17 protein-coding genes are annotated in these 18472 nt (G+C 70.5%); 7 read left to right on the plus strand and 10 right to left on the minus strand.

From position 1 onward, the window contains the following. Window positions 1–10: 10 nt before the first annotated feature. The 6 genes from POF73_RS09950 to iolC are packed head-to-tail and all read right to left on the minus strand — an operon-like array spanning window position 11 to window position 7081. On the minus strand, window positions 11–796 hold the full coding sequence (locus POF73_RS09950; RefSeq protein WP_272114183.1) for a GntR family transcriptional regulator: 786 nt from the start codon (window positions 794–796) through the stop codon (window positions 11–13). Window positions 797–819: 23 nt separating this feature from the next. Further along, window positions 820–2313: a CoA-acylating methylmalonate-semialdehyde dehydrogenase gene (locus tag POF73_RS09955; protein WP_272114184.1), complete on the minus strand. Its 1494-nt coding sequence runs from the start codon at window positions 2311–2313 to the stop codon at window positions 820–822. A 42-nt stretch (window positions 2314–2355) separates the two neighbouring features. Then, a complete protein-coding gene (gene iolD, locus POF73_RS09960) occupies window positions 2356–4233 on the minus strand; it encodes a 3D-(3,5/4)-trihydroxycyclohexane-1,2-dione acylhydrolase (decyclizing) (RefSeq protein WP_272114185.1) in 1878 nt (625 codons plus the stop codon). Between the two features lie 8 nt (window positions 4234–4241). Further along, window positions 4242–5153, minus strand: a complete 912-nt coding sequence (gene iolB, locus POF73_RS09965; RefSeq protein WP_272114186.1) for a 5-deoxy-glucuronate isomerase — start codon at window positions 5151–5153, stop codon at window positions 4242–4244. A 45-nt stretch (window positions 5154–5198) separates the two neighbouring features. Continuing rightward, on the minus strand, window positions 5199–6086 hold the full coding sequence (locus tag POF73_RS09970; protein WP_272114187.1) for a Cgl0159 family (beta/alpha)8-fold protein: 888 nt from the start codon (window positions 6084–6086) through the stop codon (window positions 5199–5201). Window positions 6087–6121: 35 nt separating this feature from the next. Beyond that, window positions 6122–7081, minus strand: a complete 960-nt coding sequence (gene iolC / locus POF73_RS09975) for a 5-dehydro-2-deoxygluconokinase (protein ID WP_272114188.1) — start codon at window positions 7079–7081, stop codon at window positions 6122–6124. 301 nt (window positions 7082–7382) lie between these two features. Here iolC and POF73_RS09980 point away from each other — a divergent pair, with 301 nt between their 5' ends. Genes POF73_RS09980 through POF73_RS10000 form a run of 5 tightly spaced genes read left to right on the plus strand, consistent with a single transcriptional unit; the run spans window position 7383 to window position 12353 of the window. Beyond that, window positions 7383–8399: a sugar ABC transporter substrate-binding protein gene (locus tag POF73_RS09980; protein WP_272114189.1), complete on the plus strand. Its 1017-nt coding sequence runs from the start codon at window positions 7383–7385 to the stop codon at window positions 8397–8399. After that, window positions 8399–9478 carry an ABC transporter permease gene (locus POF73_RS09985; RefSeq protein ID WP_272114190.1) on the plus strand — a complete coding sequence of 360 codons (1080 nt, stop codon included), beginning with the start codon at window positions 8399–8401 and terminating at the stop codon, window positions 9476–9478. Before POF73_RS09980 ends, POF73_RS09985 begins: the two co-directional genes overlap by 1 nt. A gap of 5 nt (window positions 9479–9483) precedes the next feature. Then, a complete protein-coding gene (locus tag POF73_RS09990) occupies window positions 9484–10398 on the plus strand; it encodes an ATP-binding cassette domain-containing protein (protein WP_272114191.1) in 915 nt (304 codons plus the stop codon). 1 nt (window position 10399) lies between these two features. Further along, window positions 10400–11302: a sugar phosphate isomerase/epimerase family protein gene (locus POF73_RS09995; protein ID WP_272114192.1), complete on the plus strand. Its 903-nt coding sequence runs from the start codon at window positions 10400–10402 to the stop codon at window positions 11300–11302. Between the two features lie 25 nt (window positions 11303–11327). After that, a complete protein-coding gene (locus POF73_RS10000) occupies window positions 11328–12353 on the plus strand; it encodes a Gfo/Idh/MocA family protein (protein WP_272114193.1) in 1026 nt (341 codons plus the stop codon). A 100-nt stretch (window positions 12354–12453) separates the two neighbouring features. Here the strand turns inward: POF73_RS10000 and POF73_RS10005 are convergent, their stop codons facing one another. The 4 genes from POF73_RS10005 to POF73_RS10020 all read right to left on the minus strand — a co-directional run bounded on the left by POF73_RS10005 (window position 12454) and on the right by POF73_RS10020 (window position 16600). Further along, on the minus strand, window positions 12454–13515 hold the full coding sequence (locus POF73_RS10005; protein WP_272114194.1) for a Gfo/Idh/MocA family protein: 1062 nt from the start codon (window positions 13513–13515) through the stop codon (window positions 12454–12456). Next, window positions 13512–14516, minus strand: a complete 1005-nt coding sequence (locus POF73_RS10010) for a Gfo/Idh/MocA family protein (protein WP_272114195.1) — start codon at window positions 14514–14516, stop codon at window positions 13512–13514. The genes POF73_RS10005 and POF73_RS10010 overlap by 4 nt, the downstream gene beginning before the upstream one ends. Window positions 14517–14630: 114 nt before the next feature. Beyond that, window positions 14631–15407, minus strand: a complete 777-nt coding sequence (locus tag POF73_RS10015; protein WP_272114196.1) for an SDR family oxidoreductase — start codon at window positions 15405–15407, stop codon at window positions 14631–14633. Window positions 15408–15433: 26 nt separating this feature from the next. Continuing rightward, window positions 15434–16600, minus strand: a complete 1167-nt coding sequence (locus POF73_RS10020; protein ID WP_272114197.1) for a phytanoyl-CoA dioxygenase family protein — start codon at window positions 16598–16600, stop codon at window positions 15434–15436. 131 nt (window positions 16601–16731) lie between these two features. On the opposite strand from POF73_RS10020, the gene POF73_RS10025 reads away from it, so the two are divergent. Both POF73_RS10025 and POF73_RS10030 read left to right on the plus strand, forming a co-directional pair. After that, window positions 16732–17760, plus strand: a complete 1029-nt coding sequence (locus POF73_RS10025) for a LacI family DNA-binding transcriptional regulator (RefSeq protein WP_272114198.1) — start codon at window positions 16732–16734, stop codon at window positions 17758–17760. Between the two features lie 66 nt (window positions 17761–17826). Beyond that, window positions 17827–18453 carry a TMEM175 family protein gene (locus tag POF73_RS10030; RefSeq protein WP_272114199.1) on the plus strand — a complete coding sequence of 209 codons (627 nt, stop codon included), beginning with the start codon at window positions 17827–17829 and terminating at the stop codon, window positions 18451–18453. The last annotated feature ends 19 nt before the right edge of the window (window positions 18454–18472 follow it).

Here is an 18472-nt window from a genome sequence, read left to right on the forward strand (position 1 = left end):
CGGAAGCGGCTCAGGGTCTGACCAGCAGCTGGAAGTCGAACGCGTACCGCGAAGCCCGGTAGATGTGCGTCCCGTACTCCACCGGCCGCCCGGTGTCGTCGTACGCCGTGCGCTGCATGGTCAGCAGTGCGGCGCCCGCCTTCTCGTCGAGGCGTTCGGCCTCATCGGCGGTGGCGCAGCGGGCGCCGATGGTCTGGCGGGCGCTGTGCAGGGTGATGCCGGCGGCCCGCATCATGCGGTACAGGCCGGTCGACTCCAGTCGGGCGGTGCCGAGGTCGAGCAGGCTCGCGGGCAGGTAGTTGCACAGGATGGCCACCGGCTGGCCGTGGGTGCAGCGCAGCCGCTCCAGGAGGGTGACCTCCGCGCCCTCGGCGATGCCGAGCGCTGCCGCGACATCGGCGGTCGCCGGGACGTGCTCGTTGCGGACGACCTCGGTGGTGGGGCCCTGTCCGGCCGCCTCCAGGTCGTCGTAGAGGCTGCTGAGTTCCAGCCCGCGCTTCACCTGGCTGTGCACCACCTGGGTGCCCACCCCACGCCGCCGGACCAGCAGCCCCTTGTCGACCAGCGACTGGATGGCCTGCCGGACGGTGGGCCGGGACAGCCCCAGCCGCACCGACAGGTCGACCTCGTTGCCCAGGAGGTTGCCCGGGGCGAGGACTCCGTGCTCGATCGCCGACTCCAGCTGCTGCGCGAGCTGGTAGTACAGCGGCACGGGACTGCCCCGGTCCAGGGCGAAGTCCAGCGCGTCCAGCGCGGAGGCGGACGCGGTGCGTGCCGAGCCGCGGGTCTTCGCCATGGGACGACCTCCCTCTCAGGGCGTCAGGAGTTGCTGGGGAAACCGAGGTTGATGCCACCGTCGGACGGGTCCGGCCAACGGGTGGTGATCACCTTGCCCTGGGTGTAGAAGGCGATGCCGTCGTTGCCATAGATGTGCAGATCGCCGAAGAGCGAGTCCTTCCAGCCACCGAAGGAGTGGTAGCCGACCGGCACCGGGATCGGCACGTTCACGCCGACCATGCCCGCCTTGACCTCCAGCTGGAAGCGGCGGGCGGCGCCGCCGTCCCGGGTGAAGATCGCGGTGCCGTTGCCCCAACGGGAGTCGTTGATCAGCTTGATGGCCTCCTCGTACGTCTCCGCACGCACCACCGCGAGCACCGGGCCGAAGATCTCGTCCCGGTAGGCGTCCGCCGTCAGCGGCACCCGGTCCAGCAGCGAGACACCGAGGAAAAAGCCGTCCTCGTGGCCCTCGACCGAGTAGCCCGTGCCGTCCACGACTACCTCGGCGCCCTGCTCGGCGGCCGACGCCACATAGGACGCCACCTTGTCGCGGTGTTCGCGCGTGATCAGCGGGCCCATCTCGGAGGCCGGGTCGTTGCCGGGGCCGATGCGCAGCTTCTTCGCCCGCTCGGCGATCTTGCCGACCAGCTCGTCGCCGGTGTCACCGACCGCGACCACGACCGACACGGCCATGCAGCGCTCGCCCGCCGAGCCGTACGCGGCGTTGATCGCCTGGTCGGCGGCGAAGTCCAGGTCGGCGTCGGGCAGGACCAGCATGTGGTTCTTGGCACCGCCGAGCGCCTGCACGCGCTTGCCGTGCTCAACCGCCTTGAGCTGGATGTACTTCGCGATCGGGGTCGAGCCGACGAAGGAGACCGCCTCGATGTCCGGGTGCTCAAGGAGCCGGTCCACGGCCACCTTGTCGCCCTGCACGATGTTCAGCACTCCCTCCGGCAGCCCCGCCTCGGTGGCCAGCTCGGCGAGCCGGTACGACGCCGACGGGTCCTTCTCGGACGGCTTGAGCACGAAGGTGTTGCCGCAAGCGATGGCCAGCGGGAACATCCACATCGGCACCATCGCCGGGAAGTTGAACGGCGTGATGCCGGCGACCACACCCAGCGGCTGGCGGATCGACGCCACGTCCACCCGGGTCGACACCTGCGTCGACAGCTCGCCCTTCAGCTGCACGCTGATCCCGCAGGCCAGCTCCACGATCTCCAGACCGCGCGCGACCTCGCCGAGCGCGTCGGAGTGCACCTTGCCGTGCTCGGCGGTGATCAGCTCGGCGATCTCGTCGCGGTGCGCGTCGAGCAGCTCGCGGTACTTGAACAGGATCGCGGTGCGCTTGGCCAGGGACGCCTGCCCCCAGCTCTCGAACGCGGCCTTGGCGGAGGCGACGGCGGCGTCCACCTCGTCGACGGTCGCGAAGGCGACCTGCTTCTCCTGGGCGCCGGTCGCAGGGTTGTAGACGGCGCCGAAGCGGCCGGAGGTGCCCTCGACGGACTTGCCGTCGATCCAGTGGGTGATGGTCTTCATGGTGCGAAAGGGCCTTTCAAGTATGGGTCGTGTGCGGGGAGTTCAGAGGTGGTGACGGCGTCCGGCGACGTTCTGGTCGTAGCGCTCGCGGGCCTCGACGGCTGCCTCGCGGGAGGCGACCTCGGCCACGGGGACGTCCCACCAGGCCTCGGCGCCCGGCGAGGACGGGTTCTTCATGTCGGTCTCGACGTACACGCAGGTCGGCCGGTCGGACGCGCGCGCGGCGGCCAGCGCCTCCCGCAGCTCGCCCACCGTCTTGGCGCGCAACACGTCCATGCCGAGGCTGGCCGCGTTGGCGGCGAGGTCGACGGGCAGGGGGGCGCCGCTGAAGGTGCCGTCGGCGGCCCGGTAGCGGTAGTCGGTGCCGAAGCGCTCACCGCCGACCTCGTTCGACAGCCCGCCGATCGAGGCGTAGCCGTGGTTCTGGATCAGGACGATGTTGACCGGCAGCCCCTCCTGGACCGCGGTCACGATCTCCGTCGGCATCATCAGATAGGTGCCGTCGCCGACCAGCGACCACACGGCGACGTCCGGGGCGGCCTGCTGGATACCGATCCCGGCCGGGATCTCGTAACCCATGCAGGAGTAGCCGTACTCCAGGTGGTACTGGCGCGGCGAGCGCGCCCGCCACAGCTTGTGCAGGTCGCCCGGGAGCGAACCGGCCGCGTTGATCACCACGTCGTCGTCCCCGACCAACGCGTCCAGCGCGCCCAGCACCTGGGTCTGTGTCGGTACGGCGCTCTCGTCGTCGGCACGGTAGGCGGCCTCGACGACCGCGTCCCACCGCTCCTGGCCCAAGAGGTACTCGGCCTCGTACGAGGGGTGCACGCGATGGCCGGAAAGCGACTCGGCCAAGGCCGTGAGCCCGGTCCGTGCGTCGCACACCAACGTGCGCGCGGCGAGCTTGTGCGCGTCGAACCCGGTGATGTTGAGGTTCAGGAAGCGCACGTCCGGGTTCTGGAAGAGCGTGCCCGAGGCGGTGGTGAAGTCGGTGTACCGCGTGCCCACACCGATCACCAGGTCGGCCGCGCGTGCGATGTCGTCACTCACCGAGGTGCCGGTGTGCCCGATGCCGCCGAGGTCGCAGGGGTGGTCGTGGCGGAGCGAGCCCTTGCCCGCCTGGGTGGAGGCGACCGGAATGCCGGTGGCCTCCACGAAGGCCTTGAGCGCGTCCTCGGCCTCGCTGTGGTGCACACCGCCGCCCGCGACGATCAGCGGGCGCTCGGCGGAGCGGATCGCCTCGACGGCCGCCGCCAGCTCGACCGGGTCGGGCGCGGGGCGTCGTACGTACCAGACGCGGTCGGCGAAGAACTCCTCCGGCCAGTCGTACGCCTCGGCCTGCACGTCCTGGGGGAGGGCCAGCGTCACCGCGCCGGTCTCGGCCGGGTCGGCGAGCACGCGCATGGCGTTCAGCGCGGACGGGATCAGGGCCTCGGGGCGGGTGACCCGGTCGAAGTACCTCGACACCGGCCGCAGGGTGTCGTTGACCGACACGTCCGCCTCGGTCGGGTGCTCCAGCTGCTGGAGCAGCGGGTCCGGGGCGTGCGAGGCGAAGTAGTCGCCGGGGAGCAGCAGGACCGGGAGGCGGTTGATCGTGGCCAGGGCCGCGCCCGTCACCAGATTGGTGGCGCCCGGACCGATCGACGTCGTCACGGCCTGCGCGGACAGGCGGTTGAGCTGGCGGGCGTAGCCGACGGCCGCGTGCACCATGGACTGCTCGTTGCGGCCCTGGTGGTACGGCATGACGTCCTCGCCCGCCTGGAGCAGGGCCTGGCCGAGGCCGGCCACATTGCCGTGGCCGAAGATGCCCCAGGTCCCGGCGATCAGCCGGTGCCGTACGCCGTCGCGCTCGGTGTACTGGGCGGACAGGAACCGCACCAGCGCCTGGGCGACGGTCAGGCGGACGGTGGAGTGGCTCATCGGGGACCTCACTGGGATGGAGCGGTGTAGAGGGGCAGACGGGGGTCGACGGGCTGGTCCGGCCAGGTGCCGCGGATCCAGGCGTGGTCGGGGTGGTCGCAGATCAGCCAGGCGCGCTCGGCCTCGGGGCCCGCCATGACGTTGAGGTAGTACATGTGGTGGCCGGGCACGGCCATCGAGGGCCCGTGCCAGCCGTCGGGGATCAGCACGACGTCGCCGCTGCGCACCTCGGCCAGCACGTCGGTGTTCCGGCCGTGTCCGGACGGGGAGACGCGCTGGTAGCCGAGGCCGGGGGTGCCCTCGTGGTCGGCGAACTCGAAGTAGTAGATCTCCTCCAGCACCGACTCCTCGCCGGGCCGGTGCTCGTCGTGCTTGTGCGGCGGGAAGGACGACCAGTTGCCGCCCGGCGTGATGACCTCGACCGCGATGAGCTTGTCGCACTCGAAACCCTGTCCATCACCGCCTCCGGCGGGGGCGGCCGCGCCGAAGTTGTTCACCTGGCGCGAGGAGTTGCCGGTGCCGCGCAGCTCCACCGGCACCGACGACGCCGGGCCGTATCGGGCGGGCAGCCGCCGGGTGCAGCGCGCGCCGGTCAGCGCGAACCGTCCGCCGCCGGTCGACGAGATGGTCGTACGGGCGTCCCGTGGCACATAGGCGAAGTCGCTGACCCCGCTGAACACGCCCTCCCGGCCCGCGAGTCGGAAAGTGTCATGGCCGAAGTCGTCGGTCGCCTCCACCGTGCAGCCGCCGTTCAACGGCAGCACGATCCACTCGCTGTCACCGGTCTCGAAGGTGTGCGAGCCGCCGGGCGGCAGCTCCAGGACCTTCAGGCTGGAGTAGCCCCAGCCGGCCTTCTCGGGCGTGACGTCCACGACGTACGGGCCGCCGAGCGCCTTTCCCGCGGGAAGGTGATAAGTCATCGTGTCCTTAAGCGTCACAGTCGTTCCTCCGCGTCACAGTCCGGGTCACAACAGGCCGACGGCCGTGTCCACCGCCGTCTCCACACTGCCCTCGGCCGGGTAGAGCAGCGAGCGGCCGACGACCATGCCCTGGACGGTGGGGAGCGCGAGCGCCTTGCGCCAGCGCTCGTAGGCGCCCGCCTGGGCTTCAGCGGAGTCCCCGACCTCGCCGCCGAGCAGCACGACGGGCAGGGTGGACGTCTCCAGAACCTCGGCCATGTCGTCGGGGTCATCGGTGACGGGCAGTTTCAGCCAGGTGTAGGCCGAGGTGCCGCCGAGACCGGAGGCGATGGCGATCGACTTGGTGACGGCCTCGGCGGACAGGTCGTTGCGCACCCGGCCGTCGATCCGCCGGGAGAGGAACGGCTCGACGAACAGGGGCAGCCGGAGCGCGGCCATCGCGTCGATCGCCCGGGCCGTGGACTCCAGGGTGGTCAGCGAGCCCGGGTCGTCGTAGTCGACACGGAGCAGCAGCTTGGCCGCGTCGAAGCGCATCCGGGCGATGTCCTCGGCACGGTGGCCGGTGAAGCGGTCGTCCATCTCGAAGGACGCGCCGGCCAGGCCCCCGCGGTTCATGGACCCCATGACAACCTTGTCGTCGAGGACGCCGAGGAGCAGCAGGTCCTCCAGGATGTCGGCGGTGGCCAGCACTCCGTCGACGCCGGGCCGCGACAGGGCCGTGCAAAGACGTTCCAGCAGATCGGCCCGGTCGGCCATGGCCAGCCGTCTGTCGCCGACGCCCAGGGCGCCGCGGGCCGGATGGTCGGCGGCCACGATCATCAGGCGGCCGCTGTCGCCGATCAGCGGGCGGCGCACCCGGCGGGCCGCGGCCTCGGCGATCGCCTCGGGGTGCCGGGCTCTGATCGCGGCGAGGTCGGTGATGCTGATACTCAAGGAAAGGCTCCGTTCAGGGGTGGCTCGGCCTGCCGTCACGACGCCCGCGCGAGGAGGCCCTCGACCTCGGACTCGGTGGGCATCGCGGAGGAGCAGGCGAGGCGGGAGGCGACGAGGGCGCCGGCAGCGTTGGCGTACCGCATGGTTTCGGCCAGGTCCCGGCCGGACAGCAGCCCGTGGACCAGCGAGCCGCCGAAGGCGTCGCCCGCGCCGAGGCCGTTCGCGACCTCGACCGGCACCGGCGGCACCTCGGCCTCCGTACCGTCGCGGTGCACGGCCAGCACGCCCTTGGGGCCCTGCTTGACGACCGCCAGCTCCACCCCGGCCGCCAGCAGCGCCTCGGCACAGGCACGCGGCTCGCGGACCCCGGTGGCGACCTCGCACTCGTCGAGGTTGCCGACCGCGACCGTGGCGTGCCGCAGCGCCTCCGCGTAGTACGGGCGGGCCTCTGCCGGGTCCTTCCAGAACATCGGGCGCCAGTCGAGGTCGAAGACCGTGGTGCCCGCCCTGTCGCGCGCCTTGAGGGCGGCGAGGGTGGCGGAGCGGCTCGGTTCCTCGCTCAGACCGGTGCCGGTGATCCAGAAGACCCGGGCCGAACGGATGGCCCAGTAGTCCAGCTCGTCGGAGTGTATCTCCAGGTCAGGCGCCTTAGGCTGCCGGTAGAAGTACAGCGGGAAGTCGTCCGGCGGGAAGATCTCGCAGAACGTCACCGGCGTCGGGTACGCCGCGACGGGCGTCACCCAGCGGTCGTCGACACCGAAGTCCTTGAGGGCTTCGTGCAGGTAGGCGCCGAAGGGATCGTCGCCGGTGCGGGTGATCACGGCGGTGCTCCGGCCCAGCCGGGCCGCGGCCACGGCGACGTTCGCGGCCGAGCCTCCGAGGAACTTGCCGAACGTCTCCACCCGCGTCAGAGGTAGGCCAGACTGCAGGGGGTAGAGATCGACTCCTATTCTTCCCATTGTGATCAAGTCGAAGGGCTTGGCTGACTCGGCCATGCGCGACGCTCCTAGAGCTGGACTGGGGGTGGGGCCCCCAGGGGGCCTGCCGCCTCCCAGGTGTAGGGCGTGGAGGCCGACGCTGTCAATACTTTGTACTTACATTCGGACCTGCTTGTGAAATGATGTCTTAACAAAGTATTGACAGCGGGCGTATCCAGCGATTGGATCCCGTCCCAGCGCAACCGCCGTGTTCCACGGCACACGACCCGGGCTTTCTCCCACCGGTCCGGGCCGCGATCTCAGTGATCACCCCTTTCCCCCGTCGCAACACCCCGTCGTACAGTGAGGTGCTGGAAAGATGGACCGCTCTTACTCCCGCTCCCGAAGGTTGGCCCCCGTAGTGGCCGTCGCCGCAGCGGCAGCGCTGACGCTCGCAGGATGCTCCAGCAGCTCCGGCGGCAAGAAGGCAGAGGAGAGCGCGGAGGGCGCCTCCGCCGGCAAGGCAAACACGCCCCGTATGACGGTCGCCCTGGTCACGCACCAGTCGGCCGGTGACACCTTCTGGGACATCGTCCGCAAGGGTGCCGAGGCCGCCGCCGCCAAGGACAACGTCAAGCTGATCTACTCCAACGACCCGAACGCCGGCAACCAGGCCAACCTGGTCCAGAACGCCATCGACCAGAAGGTCGACGGCATCGCGATCACCCTCGCCAAGCCCGACGCCATGAAGGACGTCGTCAGCAAGGCGAAGAAGGCCGGCATACCGGTGGTCGGCCTCAACTCCGGTGTCAGCGAGTGGCAGAAGCTCGGCCTGATGGAGTTCTTCGGCCAGGACGAGACCGTGGCGGGCGAGGCGCTCGGCAAGCGGCTGAACGAGGCCGGCGCCAAGAAGGCCGTCTGTGTCATCCAGGAGCAGGGCAACATCGGCCTGGAGCAGCGCTGCGCGGGTGTGAAGAAGACCTTCGAGGGTGACGTCGAGAACCTGAACGTCAACGGCACCGACATGCCGTCCGTGAAGTCGACCATCACCGCGAAGCTCAAGCAGGACAGCGACACCGACTACGTCGTCGCTCTCGGCGCCCCGTTCGCGCTGACGGCCGCGCAGTCGGTCGACGAGTCGGGCAGCAAGGCGAAGGTCGCCACCTTCGACCTCAACAAGCAGCTGACCGGAGCGATCAAGGCGGGCACCATCGAGTTCGCCGTCGACCAGCAGCCCTACCTCCAGGGCTACCTGGCGATCGACTCCCTGTGGCTCTACAAGAACAACGGCAACTACATGGGCGGCGGCGAGCAGCCGGTGCTGACCGGACCTGCCTTCGTCGACAAGACGAACGTCGAGACGATCGACAAGTACGCCGCGAAGGGCACTCGGTGATGAGCATGACCCAACAGGCTGAGCCGGCGGTGAACACACCGCCGGCCTCCGGCCCGGGCAAGGAGAAGGACGGCCGCACGACGGAACGCCCCCTGGCGCTCCGGCTGTTGGCCCGGCCCGAGGTCGGCGTCTTCCTCGGCGCCGTGGCGGTGCTGATCTTCTTCCTGATCACGGCGCCGCCGGTGCGCGACGGCAGCTCGATGGCGAACATCCTGTACCAGTCGTCGACGATCGGGATCATGGCGCTGCCCGTGGCCCTGCTGATGATCGGCGGCGAGTTCGACCTGTCGGCCGGTGTCGCGGTGGTCACCTCCGCGCTGACGGCCAGCATGACGGCGTATCAGCTGAGCATGAACGTCTGGGTCGGCGTGATCGTCGCCCTGGCCGTGTCCCTCGCGATCGGTCTCTTCAACGGCTGGATGCTGGTCAAGACCGGCCTGCCGAGCTTCCTGGTCACGCTGGGCACCTTCCTGATCCTCCAGGGCGTGAACCTGGCGGTGACCAAGCTGATCACCGGCAACGTCGCCACCGACGACATCAGCGACATGGACGGCTTCGACCAGGCCAAGGCGATCTTCGCCTCGTCGTTCGAGATCGGCGGTGTCAACGTGAAGATCACCGTCGTGTGGTGGCTGGTCTTCGCGGCCCTCGCGACGTGGGTGCTGCTGCGCACCAAGTACGGCAACTGGATCTTCGCCGTCGGCGGGAACCAGCAGTCCGCCCGCGCGGTCGGTGTCCCGGTGACGTTCACCAAGATCTCCCTGTTCATGCTGGTCGGCTTCGGTGCCTGGTTCGTCGGCATGCACCAGCTGTTCTCGTTCAACACGGTGCAGTCCGGTGAGGGCGTGGGGCAGGAGCTCATCTACATCGCCGCGGCGGTCATCGGCGGCTGTCTGCTGACCGGTGGTGCCGGTTCGGCGATCGGTCCGGTCTTCGGTGCCTTCATGTTCGGCATGGTCCAGCAGGGCATCGTCTACGCCGGCTGGAACCCGGACTGGTTCAAGGCGTTCCTCGGCGTGATGCTCCTCGGCGCCGTCCTGATCAATCTGTACGTGCAGCGCACGGCGACCCGGAGGTGACCGAAATGACATCCACCAACGGAACCGGCACCCACGGCGCCGTCATCGCCGACAAGGCCCCCGAGAAGGACGGCCCCGTCGTCGAACTCCGCGGCGCAGGCAAGTCGTACGGCAACGTCCGCGCCCTGCACGGCGTCGACCTGAAGGTGTTCCCCAATCAGGTCACCTGTGTGCTCGGCGACAACGGGGCGGGCAAGTCCACCCTCATCAAGATCATCTCGGGTCTGCACCAGCACACCGAGGGCGAGTTCCTCGTCGATGGCGAACCGGTGCGCTTCTCCACCCCGCGCGAGGCCCTCGACAGGGGCATCGCCACGGTGTACCAGGATCTCGCGGTGGTCCCGCTGATGCCGGTGTGGCGGAACTTCTTCCTCGGCTCCGAGATGACGAAGGGCCCCTGGCCGATCCGCCGTCTCGACATCGAGGCGATGAAGAAGACGGCCGACGAAGAGCTGCGCAACATGGGCATCGTCCTGGACGACCTGGAGCAGCCCATCGGCACCCTGTCCGGCGGTCAGCGCCAGTGCGTGGCGATCGCCCGCGCCGTCTACTTCGGCGCCCGGGTCCTCATCCTGGACGAGCCCACCGCCGCCCTCGGCGTCAAGCAGTCCGGCGTGGTGCTCAAGTACATCGCCGCCGCCCGCGAGAAGGGCCTGGGCGTCATCTTCATCACCCACAACCCCCACCACGCCTACATGGTCGGCGACCACTTCAGCGTCCTGCGCCTCGGCACCATGGAGCTCAACGCCTCCCGCGACGAGGTCAGCCTCGAAGAGCTCACCAACCACATGGCCGGCGGCACCGAACTGGCCGCGCTCAAGCACGAGTTGAGCCAGGTCCGCGGCGTCGACGTCGAGGAGCTCCCCGAAGCGGGAGACCTCACCGCACCCGTGGCCACCACCGGCGAAGGGAAGTCCTGACATGCCCCCTGTGCTGGACCGCATCCGGGTCGGCTCCGCCCCGGACTCCTGGGGCGTCTGGTTCCCCGACGACCCCGTACAGGTGCCCTGGGAACGCTTCCTCGACGAGGTCGCCGAGGCCGGCTACCCCTGGATCGAGCTGGGCCCGTACGGCTATCTGCCGACCGACCCGGCGCGCCTGACCGACGAGATCACCAAGCGCGACCTCAAGGTCTCGGCGGGCACGATCTTCACCGGCCTGCACCGCGGCCCCGCCGTCTGGGAGTCCACCTGGCAGCACGTCAGCGAGGTCGCCGCGCTCACCCAGGCCATGGGGGCGAAGCACCTCGTCGTCATCCCGTCCTTCTGGCGGGACGACAAGACCGCCGAGGTCCTGGAGCCGCCGGAGCTCACCGGTGAGCAGTGGGCCCACCTGACCAAGGGCATGGAGCGGCTCGGGCACGAGGTGAAGGAGACGTACGGCCTCGACATCGTCGTGCACCCGCACGCCGACACCCACATCGACACCGAGGCGCACGTCGAGCGCTTCCTCGACTCGACCGACTCCGACCTGGTCAACCTCTGCCTCGACACGGGTCACTACGCCTACTGCGGCGGCGACAGCGTCAAGCTGATCGAGACCTACGGCGAGCGCATCGGCTACCTGCACCTCAAGCAGGTGGACCCGGAGATCCTCGCGGACGTCGTGCGGAACGAGATCCCGTTCGGCCCCGCCGTGCAGCGCGGCGTGATGTGCGAACCCCCGTCCGGTGTACCGGAGTTGGGCCCGGTCCTGGAGGCCGCGCAGAAGCTGAACGTGGACCTGTTCGCGATCGTCGAGCAGGACATGTACCCCTGCGAGCCGGACAAGCCGCTGCCCATCGCGGTGCGTACCCGCAAGTTCCTGAGGTCCTGCGGCGCCTGACGACCCGAAAGGACGGCCGATCACCATGACCCAGCGTCCGCACCCGCTCGGAGTCGCAGTCATCGGTACCGGAAAGATGGGTGCGGATCATGTGCGCCGTATCCAGGAAGTCACCAGCGGGGCACGGGTGACGGCAGTCGTGGACGTCGACGCGGAGCGCGCCAAGAGGGTCGCGTCCCGCGTCGACGGCTGCGTCGCCTTCACCGACCCGGCCGCCGCGATGGCGTCCGCCGACGTCGACGCGGTGATCGTCGCGTCCCCCGGCCCCGCCCACGAGGGGGCGCTGCTCACCGCCTTCGAGCACGATCTGCCGGTGCTCTGCGAGAAACCCCTCACCCCCGACGCCGCGTCCGCGCTGCGCGTCCTGGAGGCCGAGCAGAGGCTGGGCCACCGCAGGGTCCAGGTCGGCTTCATGCGGCGCTACGACGCCGAGTACATGAGGCTCAAGGCGCTGCTGGAGACGGGCCAGCTGGGCCGTCCCCTGATGCTGCACAACCGGCACCGCAACGCCGCCAGCCCGCCCGGCTGGACGTCCGAGGTGCTGATCAACGACTCGGTGACGCACGAGATGGACGTGACCCGCTGGCTGCTCGGCCACGAGATCACGGCCGTCACGGTGCTGGCCCCGACGCCCTCCGGCAACGCGCCGGACGGCATCCGGGACCCGCAGTTCGTGCTCTTCGAGACCGACGGCGGCGCCATCGTCGACGTCGAGATCTTCGTCAACTGCGGCTTCGGCTACCAGGTCCAGGCCGAGGTCGTCTGCGAACGCGGCACCGCCCGGGTCGGCGACGGCCACGCCATGGTCACCAACGCCGCCGGCCGCTGGGGCGGCATCATCGCGCAGGACTACATCGAGCGGTTCGCCGACGCCTACGACCGTGAGGTCCAGGCCTGGGTGGACGCCACCCGGCGCGGCGAGGTCATCGGCCCGAGCGCCTGGGACGGCTACGCCGTGGCCGCCGTCTGCGAGGCGGGAGTACGGGCGCTGGCGGAGGGCGGCCGGGTTCCGGTGGAGCTCGCCGACCGGCCCGCGCTGTACGCGGTGTGACGGGCCGTCGACTCGACCTGACCGAGAGCTGACGGCGCGATATGGCTGAGGGCCGGGGATGGCGTTCCCCGGCCCTCAGCCGTATCCGTCGTACGGTCCCTCAGTTCGCGAGCGTCGTACGCGGCCGTGGTTCGAAGCCCGCCGCGCGGTAGGACTCGTCGATCAGCGTCATCGTCGCGAGCGCGTCGTCCGCGTCCAGGGGCAGCGGCGCGTCCCGGCGTATGTGCGCGGCGAACGCCTCCAGTTGGTAGGTGTACGACGAGCGGGTGCCGAGCCGCTCCGTGCGCTCACCGTCCGGCGTCCGAAGGATGAGCCGGTCGTCCAGGTGGGGCAGCACGAAGTTCGGCGCCAGCGCCTCGCCCCGCGAGCCGACGATCCGGCAGCTCATCTCCAGTTCGTCGTACGCCATGTGGCAGCGCGCGGAGGCACTCGCCCCGCCGGGGAACTCCAGCTCGGCGTCCAGCCACTCGTCGACACCGGGCGCCCCGGCCCTCCCCCAGACTCCGTCCGGGGGGACCCCCATCTCGCTGCGCTCGCCGCCGCGTGCGGAGACCAGGCGCGGCGCCCCGCCCGCCCAGGGCGCGAGCATCCGCACCGCGTGCAGGCTGTAGCAGCCGAGGTCCATCAAGGCGCCGCCCGCGAGCGGCAGCGACCAGCGCGGGTCGGCGGCACCCGGCGCGGGGATGGCCACTGTCGTCTCCACCCGTCGCAGCTCGCCCAGTTCGCCGCTTTCGAGGATCTCGTGCAGACGCCGGGTCACCGGGTGGAAGAGGTAGTGGAAGGCCTCCATGAAGACGGTGCCGGCCTTTGCGACCGCCTCTCGCACCTCGGCCGCCTCCTCGGCGTTGCTCGCCGACGGCTTCTCCGTCAGGACGTGCTTGCCGGCCGCGAGCGCGGCGAGGTTCCACGGCCCGTGCAGCCCGTTGGCGAGCGGGTTGTAGACGACCTCGACCTCCGGGTCGGCGAGCACGTCGGCGTAGGAGTCCGCGACCCGCTCCACGTCGTGCTCCTCCGCGAACGCCTCGGCCCGGGCCCGGTCGCGCGCCGCCACCGCCACGAGGCGATGGCCGGTCGTGCGGGCCGGGCCGACGAGGGAGAGCCCGGTGATGTTCGCCGCACCCAGTACCCCGATGCGCAGCGGTTCCCGGCCTGGTTCCTTCATGCCTGCCGTACCTCCTCGATCGTCACCGGACGGTGCTCCTGCAGCGACAGTGTGCACGCATCGGCGATCCAGCCGGCCTCCAGGGCGTCCTCGATGGTGCACGGGGACGGCCGGGTACCGGCCACGACCTCGGTGAAGGCGGTGAGTTCGGCGCGGTAGGCCGCGGTGAAGCGGTCCATGAAGAAGTCGTGCGGGGTGCCCGCCGGGAAGGTCACGCCGGGCTCGACGGAGCGCAGCGGCAGCTTGTCCTCCAGGCCGACCGCGATGGAGTCCGTGAAGCCGTGGATCTCCATGCGGACGTCGTAACCCCGGGCGTTGTGGCGGGAGTTGGAGACCACCGCGATGGTGCCGTCGTCCAGGGTGAGGATTGCGCCGGTGGTGTCGGCGTCGCCCGCCTCCTTGATGTAGTCGGCGCCCTTGTTGCCGCCGACGGCGTACACCTCGGTCACCTCACGGCCGGTCACCCAGCGGATGATGTCGAAGTCGTGCACCGAGCAGTCCCGGAAGATGCCACCGGAGGCGGCGATGTACGCGGCGGGCGGCGGCGCCGGGTCCAGCGTGGTCGACCGCACGGTGTGCAGCTTGCCCAGCTCACCGGCCTGCACGGCGGCACGGGCGTTGACGAACCCGGTGTCGAAGCGCCGGTTGTAGCCGATCTGGATCGGCACGCCCTTGTCCTGTACGGCCTTCAGTACCTCGACGCCCTCGCTCATCGTCTTCGCGACGGGCTTCTCGCAGAAGACGGGGATGCCGGCCTCGACACCGGCCAGGATCAGCGCCGGGTGGGCGTCGGTCGCGGCGGCGACGACGATGCCGTCCACGCCGGCCGACAGCAGGGCCTCCGGCGAGTCCACGACCTGGGCGCCGAACCGCTCCGCGGCGGCCTTGGCGGCATCCGCGAACGGGTCGGTGACGACGAGGGAGTCGACCGCGTCGAGTCCGGAGAGGGTCTCGGCGTGGAAGGCGCCGATGCGGCCGAGGCCGAGGATTCCGATGCGCATGGGGATGGAGCTCCTTCTAAGTGGGGGTGGTGCTACGCCCTATAGGGGCGCGGGGAACTGCGCGACAAGCCACGAAGGCGCCGCACACGACTGACGACAATGCGCGGCAAATCCTTAGTCGAGTCCTCCCAGTACGTTCTGGTCCCAGTCGATCACCGACCCAGTAACGACGCCCGACCGATCCGACAGCAAGAAGACCACGAAGTCGGCGATCTCATCAGGCTGCCCCAGCTTGCCCATCGGCAACTTCGCAGCAGCCGACTCACGCCAGTCGTCCCCGGCCCCGTGAAACGCCTTCTGCGTGGCATCCTCACCCTCCGTCGCCGTCCAGCCGATGTTCAGTCCGTTGATCCGGACCCGGTCGAAGCGGTGGGCGTGCGCGGCGTTGCGGGTCAGCCCGACGAGGCCGGCCTTGGCGGAGACGTACGGCGCGAGGAACGGCTGCCCGCCGTGCGCCGAGGACGTGATGATGTTGACGATCGTGCCGGGCGCCCCGCGCGAGACCATGTCCTGCACGGCGGCCTGCATGGCGAAGAACGGCGCCTTGAGATTGATCGCGATGTGCTGGTCGAACAGCTCGGGCGTGGTGTCCAGGAGCGTGCCCCGGGACGTCAGCCCCGCCGAGTTGACCAGGCAGTCGATCCGCCCGTACGCGTCGACGACCTCGGCGACGGACGCCTTCGCCTGGTCGGCGTCCGCGAGGTCGGCCCGTACGAACATGGCCTTTCCCCCGCCGGCGGCCAGCTCGGCCACCAGCGCCTCACCGGGTTCGGTGCGCCGCCCGGTGACGGCCACGACCGCACCCTCGCGGACGGCGGCCCGCGCGATGGCGGCGCCCACACCCTGGCTGCCGCCGTTGACGAGGACGACCTTGTCGTCGAGAAGTCCCATCCGGTTCCGGGTCCTTTCAGCTCTGATCAGCTCTGGCGCCGCTCGGCGCCGGCCCGCAGCTCTTCACGCAGAGCCCCGGGAGTCCATGCCTCGCGCAGCGCACGCCGTACGACGTCCGCCTGCGCGGGCGGGGCCAGCCCGGCCACCGGCGGATCGCTGTCGAGGTTCGTGGGGAAGGGGTACCCCTCCGCGCTCGCGGCGATCACCCGCTCCAGCCACGCCTCGTCCGCGCCCTCGCCCCGCCGCTTCAGCAGTACCGGGAACACGGCGTTGGCCACCGCCTCGCGGTCCACCGTCTCCATGGTCCGCCCGAACGCCGAGGACACCTGGAGCAGGTTCGCCATGCGCCGGATGTGCGCCGACCGGTTGCTGCCGGCCGCGTGGAACAGCGCCGGGTTGAAGAACGCCGCGTCGCCCTTGGCGAGGGGGAGCTGGATGTGGTGGTCGTCGAAGTAGGCCTGGAACTGCGGCAGCCGCCAGGCCAGGTAGCCGGGCTCGTACGTCTGGGAGTACGGCAGGTACGTCGTCGGCCCGGACTCCACCGGCATGTCGCAGTGCGCGACCGCGCCCTGGAGGGTGAGCACGGGGGAGAGGAGGTGCACATGGGCCGGGTAGGCGGCCGCGACCTCGTTGGAGAGGAAGCCCAGGTGGTAGTCGCGGTGCACGGTCTGCGCCGCACCGCCGGGGTTGACCACGTTCACCTGCGAGGTGACCTGGTAGCCGGGGCCGAGCCAGGCGTCCGAGACGAGCGCCAGGATGTCGTTGGCGTAGTAGTCGGCGAACGCCTCGGGGTCGTACAGCGCCGCCTTCTCCAGCGCGTTCCACACCCGGTCGTTGGCGCCCGGCTTGGCGAAGTGGTCACCGGCGTGCGTGCCCGAGGCGCGCTGCTCGGCGATCAGGGCGTCGAACACGGTGGTGAGCCGGTCGACGATCCCCGGGTCGGGAAAGGCCCGCTGGAAGACCACGATGCCCGGACCGTCGGTGAGGGCGCGGACCAGTTCGGCGCGCACCGAACGCGGGTCATCGGCCTTGCGCAGGCGGTCGCTGTCGTAGACCAGGACGCCCCGCTCCACGGCGGAGGCGTACGGGTAGTCGGCGAGGTCCGTGGTCCGCTCGACGAGTGCGCGGAAGGCGGCGAGGTCACAGTCCTGCTCGGACAGCCACGCACGGCGCTGGGCGGAGGTGTAGGACATCGGCGTCCTCTCGGTGACACGGGCGACTCGGTGCTGTCATTCTTGTCAGTACAAACCCGTCGAACAACCAGCAGGCGGCCATCAAAAACCCCTCAAGGCACCCCCTCCAGACAAGCTCCGGGAGCATCCGAATGGGACACCCCTTCCCGATCCGGGAGATCGCACGTCAGGCAGGCCTCAGCGAGGCCACCGTGGACCGGGTCCTGAACGGCAGGGGAGGGGTGCGGGAGAGCACCGCGCGCGAGGTCCGCCAGGCCATCGCCGACCTGGACCGGCAGCGGACGCAGGTCCGGCTGGTGGGCCGCACCTTCATGATCGACATCGTCATGCAGTCGCCGGAGCGGTTCTCCACCGCCGTACGGGCCGCCCTGGAGGCCGAGCTGCCGGGCCTGCACCCGGCCGTCGTGCGCTCGCGGTTCCACTTCCGGGAGACCGGCCCCGTGGCGGAGCTGACGCGGACGCTGGACCGGATCGCCCGGCGCGGTTCGCAGGGCGTGGTCCTCAAGGCCCCGGACGTCCCCGAGGTGACCGCCGCCGTCGCGCGGCTCGCGGAGGCCGGCATACCGGTGGTGACCCTGGTGACCGACCTGCCGTCCACGGCGCGCCTCGCGTACGTCGGCATCGACAACCGGGCCGCCGGGGCGACGGCCGCGTACCTCATGGGCCAGTGGCTGGGCGATCGCCCCGGCCATGTCCTCACCAGCCTCAGCAGCGGCTTCTTCCGCAACGAGGAGGAGCGCGAGATGGGCTTCCGCAGCGCCATGCGCGCCCGGCACCCCGGCCGCGCGCTGGTCGAACTGGCCGAGGGACAGGGCCTGGACTCGACCCAGTACGACCTCGTCCGCGCCGCCCTGGAGCGCGATCCGGAGATCCGCGCGGTCTACTCGATCGGCGGCGGCAACATCGCGACCCTCCGGGCCTTCGAGGACGCGGGCCGCGCCTGCGCGGTGTTCGTCGCGCACGACCTGGACCATGACAACACCCGTCTGCTGCGCGAGCACCGCCTGTCCGCCGTGCTCCACCACGACCTTCGCCAGGACATGCGCGAGGCCTGCCACATCGTCATGCGGGCGCACGGCGCGCTGCCGCCCGCGGGGCCGACACTGCCCTCGGCGATCCAGGTGGTGACGCCGTACAACATGCCCACGCCCATCGGGTGACGATCGGGGACGCGCGCCTGGCGTGTACGCCCGCCGGACGGGCCACGGCTCCCTACCGTCGTGCGCATGTGGAAATCGAACCCGGACGGCGGTCCCGAGCGACTGATGGCGCTCGCCGACGGTGTGTTCGCCATCGCGATCACCCTGCTCGTCCTGGACTTCTACGTGCCGCGGGGCCTGGACGACGCGCACTACCATCACGCCCTGCACGAACTGGTCCCGAACCTCGGTGCCTACGCACTCACCGTGCTGGTGCTCGGCGCCTTCTGGCGCGAACACCGCCGCATCTTCCGCCTGGTCCGGCAGATCGACGGACAGGTGATCACACTGTCCATCCTGGGGCTCGGCGTCGCGGCCCTGCTGCCCTTCCCCACCAAGCTCATCGCCGAGTACGGCAGGGAGCCCGAGTCGGTCGCCTCCTACGCGGGGGCGGTCGCAGCGCTCGGCGCCGCCCACCTCGCACTGATCCTCGTCCTGGCCCGGCGCCCCTGGCTGCGTGACGGGGCGGAGCCGCCGGAGGGCTTCCGGCTCTTCGCGCTCGACCTCGCGATGACGGTGCTGGTCTTCGCCCTCAGCGTCCCGCTCGCCCTGACGGTCGGCTCCACCGCCATGTGGTTCTGGCTCGTCCTGGCCCCCATCAAGGTCACCCTCGGCCGCCGCGCCCGCGCCCGCGCCCGCGCCCGCTCCCGCTGACCGCGTCCGTCACGCCTCG

Origin of the sequence: Streptomyces sp. HD (assembly GCF_028369295.1) — a bacterium.
Lineage (GTDB): Bacteria > Actinomycetota > Actinomycetes > Streptomycetales > Streptomycetaceae > Streptomyces.

Bases quoted from the DNA above. Each gene is read 5' to 3' on its own strand.
- POF73_RS09950 (WP_272114183.1), bottom strand. From the start codon at position 796: ATGGCGAAGACCCGCGGCTCGGCACGCACCGCGTCCGCCTCCGCGCTG.
- POF73_RS09955 (WP_272114184.1), bottom strand. From the start codon at position 2,313: ATGAAGACCATCACCCACTGGATCGACGGCAAGTCCGTCGAGGGCACC.
- iolD (WP_272114185.1), bottom strand. From the start codon at position 4,233: ATGAGCCACTCCACCGTCCGCCTGACCGTCGCCCAGGCGCTGGTGCGG.
- iolB (WP_272114186.1), bottom strand. From the start codon at position 5,153: ATGACTTATCACCTTCCCGCGGGAAAGGCGCTCGGCGGCCCGTACGTC.
- iolC (WP_272114188.1), bottom strand. From the start codon at position 7,081: ATGGCCGAGTCAGCCAAGCCCTTCGACTTGATCACAATGGGAAGAATA.
- POF73_RS09980 (WP_272114189.1), top strand. From the start codon at position 7,383: ATGGACCGCTCTTACTCCCGCTCCCGAAGGTTGGCCCCCGTAGTGGCC.
- POF73_RS09985 (WP_272114190.1), top strand. From the start codon at position 8,399: ATGAGCATGACCCAACAGGCTGAGCCGGCGGTGAACACACCGCCGGCC.
- POF73_RS09990 (WP_272114191.1), top strand. From the start codon at position 9,484: ATGACATCCACCAACGGAACCGGCACCCACGGCGCCGTCATCGCCGAC.
- POF73_RS09995 (WP_272114192.1), top strand. From the start codon at position 10,400: ATGCCCCCTGTGCTGGACCGCATCCGGGTCGGCTCCGCCCCGGACTCC.
- POF73_RS10000 (WP_272114193.1), top strand. From the start codon at position 11,328: ATGACCCAGCGTCCGCACCCGCTCGGAGTCGCAGTCATCGGTACCGGA.
- POF73_RS10005 (WP_272114194.1), bottom strand. From the start codon at position 13,515: ATGAAGGAACCAGGCCGGGAACCGCTGCGCATCGGGGTACTGGGTGCG.
- POF73_RS10010 (WP_272114195.1), bottom strand. From the start codon at position 14,516: ATGCGCATCGGAATCCTCGGCCTCGGCCGCATCGGCGCCTTCCACGCC.
- POF73_RS10015 (WP_272114196.1), bottom strand. From the start codon at position 15,407: ATGGGACTTCTCGACGACAAGGTCGTCCTCGTCAACGGCGGCAGCCAG.
- POF73_RS10020 (WP_272114197.1), bottom strand. From the start codon at position 16,600: ATGTCCTACACCTCCGCCCAGCGCCGTGCGTGGCTGTCCGAGCAGGAC.
- POF73_RS10025 (WP_272114198.1), top strand. From the start codon at position 16,732: ATGGGACACCCCTTCCCGATCCGGGAGATCGCACGTCAGGCAGGCCTC.
- POF73_RS10030 (WP_272114199.1), top strand. From the start codon at position 17,827: ATGTGGAAATCGAACCCGGACGGCGGTCCCGAGCGACTGATGGCGCTC.